The following is a 731-nucleotide window of genomic DNA, read 5'->3' on the forward strand; positions in this document are numbered from 1 at the left end:
CTCCGCCTCTTTTAAAAGCGCTTCCTTCAGCCACTGCGCCCTCTCCCTCGCCTCTCCCTCGCCGTGTAGCGCCAGCCAGCCGATGTATCTAAGGCCGTCCACAGTTATCCGGGCGAAGCCCTGTCTGCCCCCCTCCGGCTCCCCAGCGGTGAAGTGGACAAAGCACCACTCCCCATCGCACGTGTTCCTCATCCCCAGCTCTCTTAGGAAGTTGACCGCTTTCATGAAGGACTGCGGATCGCTGGGTTGATACTCCACTACCACAGCGCCGTCTTTATTCAGCCATACGGAGAACCTAACCTCGCCCCACTCCGGCACTCCTCCTTCAAACTTCTTAACCAGGCGACTATAGGTGTCCTCTCCGATGGCGCCGGCATCTCTGCACTGCCTTAGGAACTCCGCCACGGCCCTCCTAACCTCCTCGTGGACAGACTCGGCGGCTAGGGCGTTGGTGGTGACGTTTATATACCACTCGTCGCGGCCGTGGGTTTTGTTGTAGATCTTCTTCACCTCCGCCCTCACCCCCACCGCCCTAAGCACCACTGCCCTCCTCTCAGCCTCGGTGCGGTTGGTTGTACTGAAGCGAAGCTCCACGGCGTTGTCTTTACGCAGGTATATCTGGTACTCAGCCGCCGCGCCGTCAGCCTCTACGACTAGCCTCGCCCTTGGCTTCCTCCCCTCCCTGAAGCCGTCCACCCGCGCCTCTACTCTCTCGGCCCTCGCCATGTCGA

At 60.7% G+C, this 731-nt stretch carries 1 protein-coding gene; it reads right to left on the bottom strand.

Going from position 1 to position 731, the window contains the following annotated elements:
* Window positions 1-731, bottom strand: a 731-nt coding sequence (locus ACP5J3_RS14970; RefSeq protein ID WP_428496402.1) for a PaRep2b protein, incomplete at both ends; no start/stop codon positions are given.

It is taken from the genome of Pyrobaculum sp. (assembly GCF_049971835.1).
Taxonomy (GTDB): Archaea; Thermoproteota; Thermoprotei; order Thermoproteales; family Thermoproteaceae; genus Pyrobaculum.